At 66.0% G+C, this 6,262-nt stretch carries 8 protein-coding genes and 1 pseudogene (1 of these 9 only partly in view); 6 read left to right on the forward strand and 3 right to left on the reverse strand.

All coding sequences use genetic code 11. The annotated features are described in order from the left end of the window. Positions 1 to 911: the 5' portion of an MATE family efflux transporter gene (locus tag K728_RS0101460; protein ID WP_024475630.1), read on the reverse strand. The gene continues 430 nt to the left of window position 1, outside the view; 911 of the gene's 1,341 nt are visible here — the first part of the coding sequence; the start codon lies at positions 909 to 911; its stop codon lies off the left edge, out of view. A 112-nt stretch (positions 912 to 1,023) separates the two neighbouring features. On the opposite strand from K728_RS0101460, the gene K728_RS0101465 reads away from it, so the two are divergent. Beyond that, positions 1,024 to 1,260 carry a hypothetical protein gene (locus K728_RS0101465; RefSeq protein ID WP_019482106.1) on the forward strand — a complete coding sequence of 79 codons (237 nt, stop codon included), beginning with the start codon at positions 1,024 to 1,026 and terminating at the stop codon, positions 1,258 to 1,260. Here the strand turns inward: K728_RS0101465 and K728_RS0101470 are convergent. Beyond that, positions 1,257 to 1,904: a TetR/AcrR family transcriptional regulator gene (locus tag K728_RS0101470; protein ID WP_024475631.1), complete on the reverse strand. Its 648-nt coding sequence runs from the start codon at positions 1,902 to 1,904 to the stop codon at positions 1,257 to 1,259. The genes K728_RS0101465 and K728_RS0101470 overlap by 4 nt on opposite strands. 96 nt (positions 1,905 to 2,000) lie before the next feature. Next, on the reverse strand, positions 2,001 to 2,879 hold the full coding sequence (locus K728_RS0101475; RefSeq protein ID WP_024475632.1) for a DUF4031 domain-containing protein: 879 nt from the start codon (positions 2,877 to 2,879) through the stop codon (positions 2,001 to 2,003). Positions 2,880 to 2,970: 91 nt separating this feature from the next. On the opposite strand from K728_RS0101475, the gene K728_RS0101480 reads away from it, so the two are divergent. The 5 genes and pseudogenes from K728_RS0101480 to K728_RS0101500 all read left to right on the forward strand — a co-directional run. Continuing rightward, positions 2,971 to 3,459 carry a hypothetical protein gene (locus tag K728_RS0101480; protein WP_024475633.1) on the forward strand — a complete coding sequence of 163 codons (489 nt, stop codon included), beginning with the start codon at positions 2,971 to 2,973 and terminating at the stop codon, positions 3,457 to 3,459. A 79-nt stretch (positions 3,460 to 3,538) separates the two neighbouring features. After that, positions 3,539 to 4,387 carry a DUF4097 family beta strand repeat-containing protein gene (locus K728_RS0101485; RefSeq protein ID WP_024475634.1) on the forward strand — a complete coding sequence of 283 codons (849 nt, stop codon included), beginning with the start codon at positions 3,539 to 3,541 and terminating at the stop codon, positions 4,385 to 4,387. Between the two features lie 41 nt (positions 4,388 to 4,428). Next, positions 4,429 to 4,626: pseudogene (locus K728_RS20345) on the forward strand (ATP-binding cassette domain-containing protein); the annotation flags it as partial. 309 nt (positions 4,627 to 4,935) lie between these two features. Further along, a complete protein-coding gene (locus K728_RS0101495; protein WP_024475635.1) occupies positions 4,936 to 6,024 on the forward strand; it encodes a WD40/YVTN/BNR-like repeat-containing protein in 1,089 nt (362 codons plus the stop codon). A gap of 1 nt (position 6,025) precedes the next feature. After that, the coding region (locus K728_RS0101500) for a thiamine biosynthesis protein ThiS (RefSeq protein ID WP_024475636.1) at positions 6,026 to 6,262 on the forward strand (237 nt) is incomplete at its 3' end.

Raw genomic sequence — 6,262 nt, forward strand, 5'->3', positions numbered from 1 at the left:
GGCTTGTCGCCGGCACCCAGTTCCTTGCCGATCAGGGCCTGCGCAGCGATGGCGATCGCATCGAGGGCAAACGCAAGGAAGATGAAGATGGTCATCACTAGCTGATGTGCGGCGAGGGAAACCGACCCCTGCGCCGTCGCGACGTAGACCGTGGCGAGGATTGCGGCCCGCAGGCTCATGGTGCGCAACATGAGCCACGAGCCGACCCGCGCCGTCGCCCGTAGTCCAAGCCAGGACAGGCGCAGCGGGACCCGGTTCTTTCGGGACAGCCGGTAGACGATGGTCAGGTACACGGCGGCCATCCCCCACTGCGTGATGCTGGTCCCGAGCGCCGACCCGGCCACCGAGAGCCCCAGCCCGTACACCAGGAGGAAATTGAGGCCGATATTCACCGTGAAACCGATGCCCGCCACCAGCAGCGGCGTTTTGGTGTCCTGCAGGCCGCGGAGCACGCCGGTTGCCGCGAGCACCACCAGCATCGCGGTCAGGCCAGGCATCGAATACCGCAGGTAGTCGACGGCGAAGTCATGCACCTGCCCCTCGGCGCCCATCAGAGAGGACAGTCCGGGCGCCAGCACCCAGCCCGCGGTGGACAACACCATGCCCAGCACCAGTGCCAGGCCAATCCCGTCCCGGCCCGCTGCCACCGCATCCTGCATCCGCCCCGCGCCCAGGAACCGTGCGACGGCGGGCGTGGTCGAGTAGGCGAGGAAGACCATCAGCCCGACCGCGGTGTGCAGCACGGTGGACGCCAGCCCAACGCCCGCAAGTTCGTCGACACCCAGGTGCCCCACAATGGCTGAATCGGCCAACAGGAACAACGGCTCCGCGATCAGCGCGCCCAACGCCGGCACGGCAAGGTGAAGGATCCGGCGGCTCAGCTCGCGGGTGTCAGGCAGTGCGGTGGTCACAGTGCCACCTTAATGCCTTGCTCCGAACCGTCTCCTACCCGAGTGGAAGCGGTCAAGGGACGCTGGTCGGCTAGGCTTAATGCCGGGGCACGACGGCGCACAGGAGAGTTCAATGCAAAAACAGGTCTGGTTCTTCATCGGCGGTCTGGTGGCCTTCTTCCTGAGCACTCTCTTCATCCCGCAGGGCATCTCCGATTTCGCCAGGGCCGCTGCGCTCAATGAGGCGGTGCCCGCAGGTGCCGGGCTGAACCTCGGGATCGGTGCGCTCCTGATCGCGATAGCGATCGCCTCTCTTGCGACCGGCTATGTCGTCCGCCGCAAACACCACTCCAGCCTCGACCAGGACTAGATCCCCTTCTCCACCATTTCCAGCAGGCGCCCCGCGGCACTCAACCGCTGATCGGCGTCCAACCCGCGCAGCGGGCCGTCGATCACCAGCATGGCCAGCCCATGCACCGCCGACCAGGCAACAAATTCCGCACCCGGACGCCGGTCAACCGGCAACACCCCGGCGTCAACGAGCGCATCCAGGGCGTCGGACAGCAGCTGGAACGGGGTCCTGCCGTGCGGCCCGGCAGAGTCTTCAATCGCAGCGTCCCGCAGGTCAATATGGTTGGCGAATGCGGTTCTGAACAACCCCGGCTCGGTTTGGGCGAAACGCAGGTACCCGGCCCCGACCGCGCGTAGTTTCGCGCGCGCGAGCCCGACATTGCCGAGACGAGCGCCGTCGTCGTCGTCGATCGCTGACTGCTCCTCCTCCATAGCTGCCGCCAGTCTCGACTGTGCGGCAAGGGATACAGCCCACAACAGCGCTCTCTTGTCAGCAAAGTGCCGATAGGCGGCGTTCGGGGTCACACCGGCGCGGCGGGTCACCTCACGAAGGACGACGGCGTCGGGTCCACCCTCACGCGCCAGCTCGGTTCCCGCTGCGATCAGCGCCCGCCGCAAGTCACCGTGCCGGTACGTGGTGCGCGGATTCGACTGCTGGGTCACAGGCCCTCAACCTAACTTCGGACAACTAAAAGTAAACAGTGTCAACAATTGTGTCACGAGGCATCAGCCGTCCTGCAACGAAACCCCGGAGGAAGATCAGGGCCGCAGCTCGTTCAGCAGATTGGCGCGAGCGGCTTCCAGCCACAGTCGTTGCGCCGGGACGGTGCGGAACAATCGGTCCATGGCGAGGAGCCGCCGCACGACGTCGCTGCGGCCGACAGTGAAGTCGTGATCCGACACGTGGGCATATTCCTGGCGTACCGCCGCGACATACTGCCCGTATTGGTGCTCCGGCCTCCCCAGGACGGCCAGATCCGCGTCGCACAGCAGCTCGCCGGCGCGGTCGCCGGGTATCGGGTCGTGTGACGCGGTCAGGTGCACCAGTCTGGCCACCTCCGCCACCTCAGCTGCCGGCACTATCTCTGACAGCCAATCCTGGGCCAAGGCAGCAGACGCTCGCTCGTCCGCTCCGGCGACGCCCTCGTAGACGGCATCGTGAAACCACGCGCCAAGCCGGACCCGGCGGCGCAGGTGCTCGTCGTCGGACGGCAGGAAAATCACATCGAGCGCCTCCAGCACCTCGAGGAGATGGGAGGGTGTGTGGTAGCGGCGATGCGCCTCGGACCATCGGCCCAGCAGGCTCTCACCCAACTGTGGAGCCTGCGGCGCCACCGCACCCCACCGCACCAGCAGGGCACGCCGTAACCTCGGCGCGCGCTGCCGGGCCGGGATGCGCAAACCACTGGAGATCAGGATCCGGGTCAGGGTTCCGCAATCCACCTCCCTCGCCCCCAAGGCCACGAGTGTGCGGTAGCGGCGGGCCGGAACATCGTAGTGATCGCCGTCGAAGGCCCGTTCGGCAATCCCGGCGACGGCAGCAAAAGCGTGAAGCTCGGCGACGGAGGTATCCGAGATCAGGTGGGAAAATTCGGTCCCGTGGGCTGGCCATAGCGGGGGGTCTATGAAGATGGCCATTGCTCCAGCTTACCGGGGGCAGCGCGGGCCACTCAGAAAGTGACACCACTTATCCCTTGACGTGACACCACTGTGGTGTCACGATGGTGAGATGGAACTAGGGCAGTACATCCGTGACCTGCAACGCCAGTTGGTGGACGCCTCCGAGACCGGCGCCGACGACACCCGGGCAATCGCCGAACGGCTTGCCGCCGGGCTGGATGCTGCAACCCGGATCGTCCTGCTCGATGTCCTGTCGGCGGCAGCCGGCGAAATTACCCGGGACCTGGCACCTGGGTCCGTGGACCTCCGACTCAGGGGCCGGGAGGTCGAGTTTGTGGTCTCCCTGCCCGCAGTGGAGACGGAAGCGGACGGACCGAGCTCTGTGGCTGTTGACCATGAGGATGCGAGCACCACCCGGACCACACTCCGTCTTCCCGACGCGCTGAAGGCGCGGGTGGATGATGCGGCGGCGGCCGACGGTCTATCAGTCAACACCTGGTTGGTCCGGGCGGTAGCGGCCGCGCTCCAGCCCAAGCAACGACGCTCAGCGCAGCGTGCCCTGCGCACCGGCGACAACTTCGCGGGCTGGGCGCGCTAACCCGTCCGCCTGACAACTCCATTAACCACGCGAGCCCGCGGGGTAATACACACACGCCTACCAAGGGGAGTACTTCAGCATGCCTACCTACACCACCCCCAGTGCCATCGACCTCGCCATCAATCTGCAGGTCGGTGCGATCGACGTCATTGCCAGCGACCGGCCCGACACGGTGGTCACCGTTTCGGCCACCAACCCGGACCGGGCGGTCGACCGCCGGGGCGCCGAAGCGACAACCGTCGATTTCGACGGGCAACGGCTCACTATCTCCGGCCCAAAGCCCCGCTTCAGCGTGATTGGCCCCACCGAATCGGTGGACCTGCTCATCGAGCTGCCAGCCGATTCGCGGCTCACCGTCAAAATCGCTGTCGGCGGTGTGCGCACCATCGGCCGCCTGGGCGCCACCCGGATCAAGAGCTCGATGGGCCCCGTGGAAGTGGACGCCGCCACGGGCGACCTGTGGTTGCGGGTCGGCCACGGCAACGCGACAGTCGGCTCGGTCGGAGGTGGTGCCGAGGTGACTGCCGACCACGGTCAAATACGGGTCGGCGCCATCACCGGCGACGCCATCCTCAAGGCCTCCCATGGCGCCATTTCAGTGGAGGAAGCCGCGGGTGAACTTGAGGCGAAGCTCTCCTACGGCGACCTCCATATCGCCCGGGCGCTGGCATCCGTCACGGCCAAGACAGCCTACGGCAGCATCACCCTCCCCGACGTCTCAAACGGCAGCATCGCCGTCGAGAGCGGGTTCGGCCAGATCAGCATCGGGGTGCGGCGCGGCGTCGCCGCCTGGCTCGACCTGGCGTCAAAGCTTGGCCAGATCCGCAATGAGCTCACCGGCGATCAGGCTCCAGCGCCATCAGAGCAGTCAGTAGCCGTCCGGGCACGCACCCATGGCGGCAGCATTTCCATCAACCGCGCCCCGTAGGTGGGCGCGCTCATCGAGAACACAGAATCCAGGAACCAGACATGGGAACTTCAGCAATCAGCGTTGAGGGGCTGCGGAAATCGTACGGGAACAAGGTGGTGCTCGACGACGTCCACCTCCACGTCAGTGCGGGAACCGTTACAGCCCTACTCGGCCAGAATGGCGCGGGTAAAACGACAACGATCCATATCCTGTCTACTCTCATCCGGGCTGACGCCGGCACCGCGGCGGTCGCAGGATGCGACGTCGTTAGCTGCAGTGGTTTGCCCAGTATCAGCCGTTTACCCCCTTCATCGAAGCTATCCGCGGGTTGCTGCTTGGCAACCCACTGGACTGGAACCTTGGCTTGTCGCTCGGGTGGTGCGCCGTCATCATCGCCGTCGGCTACGCCTGGTCGATGGCAATCTACGAACGGAAGTCGGTGCGCTGACCCAAGCCTGCCACGTCGCCGACGACGCCGCGGCGTCCGATCGACCTATGTACAGGACACCGCGCCTATGCCATTGTTTACAGTGTTCACATCAGTTACCCACTGAACCGAGGACCCCATGACAACAACTCTCCTGGCCATCGGCACGAAGAAGGGCCTCTGGCTTGCGACCAGCACCGACCGGCTGACCTGGACGCTCTCCGACCCACACTTTTTGATGCAGGAGGTGGCGAGCGTGGGCATCGATACCCGTGAGGGCCGAACCCGGATCATGGCGGGCGTGCTGTCCTACCACTGGGGCCCGACGGTGGTCTACTCCGACGATCTCGGCGCCACCTGGTCTGAACCCGAACACGGTGCTATCAAGTTCGCGGCGGACGACGACGCTGCCGTCGAACGGATCTGGCAGCTCCATCCCGATTCCGCCGACCGCCCGGGAGTGGTTTGGGCCGGTTGTCAGCCCATCTCGGTGTGGAAGTCGACCGACTACGGCGAGCACTTCGAACTGAATCGCGGCTTATGGGATCACCCTCACCGCCCCGAATGGGGTGCCGGTTTCGGTGGCGCCGCAGCGCACTCAGTGGCTCCGAGCCCGGTCGACGACACAGTCCACGTGGCGATGAGCACTGGCGGGGTGTATCGCTCCGACGACGGTGGAACGTCCTGGACGCCGCGGAACAAGGGCATTTCGGCGTACTTCATGCCCGACCCCAACCCCGAATTCGGTCAGTGCGTGCACAAGATAGCCCGCGACGCGGTGGAGCCCACGAGACTGTATGCGCAGAACCACCACGGGGTCTATCGGTCGGACGACAGCGCCGAAACCTGGGAATCAATTGCCGAGGGCCTGCCCGCGGATTTCGGATTTGTGATGCTCGCGCATCCGCATCGTGCTGGAACGGCGTGGGTGATCCCACTGAAGGCCGACGGCGAACGCATCCCGCCAGCTGCCAGGCTCGCAGTGCACCGCACCTACGACGCCGGATCCTCCTGGACGCGGCTGGACCAGGGGTTACCGGAGAAGGAATATAACGCGGTGCTGCGGGACGCCGCCGGCGTGGACGCGCTGGACCCGGTGGGTGTGTACTTCGGCACCCGGGGCGGCACCGTGTACGCGAGCGCCGACGAGGGCGCAACGTTCACCGAAGTGGTCTCCCACCTGCCCGACGTCCTGTGTGTCCGCGCCTCAGCTGTCGTCGGCTCCTAGGGTGGGCGCCACCTCGGGCGGTGTGACGGTCCTGATTCCGACCCTCTTGCGGCCCTTGATCGGCGACCGGTCATCGGTGCCTGTCGCCGCTGAATCGCCGGTCCCCCTCGCTCAGCTACTCGACACCCTGCACGAGGGTTATCCGGTGTTCGCCCGGCGTATTCGTGACGAGACGGGCGCCCTGCGCCGGTACGTCAACGTGTACGTCGATGGGGAGGACGTGCGGCGCCTGGCGGGG

Origin of the sequence: Arthrobacter sp. CAL618 (genome assembly GCF_000468215.1) — a bacterium.
Lineage (GTDB): Bacteria > Actinomycetota > Actinomycetes > Actinomycetales > Micrococcaceae > Arthrobacter_D.

What these genes read in the sequence shown, in the direction of transcription:
- K728_RS0101465 (WP_019482106.1), top strand. Translation starts at nt 1,024, where the DNA reads ATGCAAAAACAGGTCTGGTTCTTCATCGGCGGTCTGGTGGCCTTCTTC.
- K728_RS0101475 (WP_024475632.1), bottom strand. Translation starts at nt 2,879, where the DNA reads ATGGCCATCTTCATAGACCCCCCGCTATGGCCAGCCCACGGGACCGAA.
- K728_RS0101480 (WP_024475633.1), top strand. Translation starts at nt 2,971, where the DNA reads ATGGAACTAGGGCAGTACATCCGTGACCTGCAACGCCAGTTGGTGGAC.
- K728_RS0101485 (WP_024475634.1), top strand. Translation starts at nt 3,539, where the DNA reads ATGCCTACCTACACCACCCCCAGTGCCATCGACCTCGCCATCAATCTG.
- K728_RS0101495 (WP_024475635.1), top strand. Translation starts at nt 4,936, where the DNA reads ATGACAACAACTCTCCTGGCCATCGGCACGAAGAAGGGCCTCTGGCTT.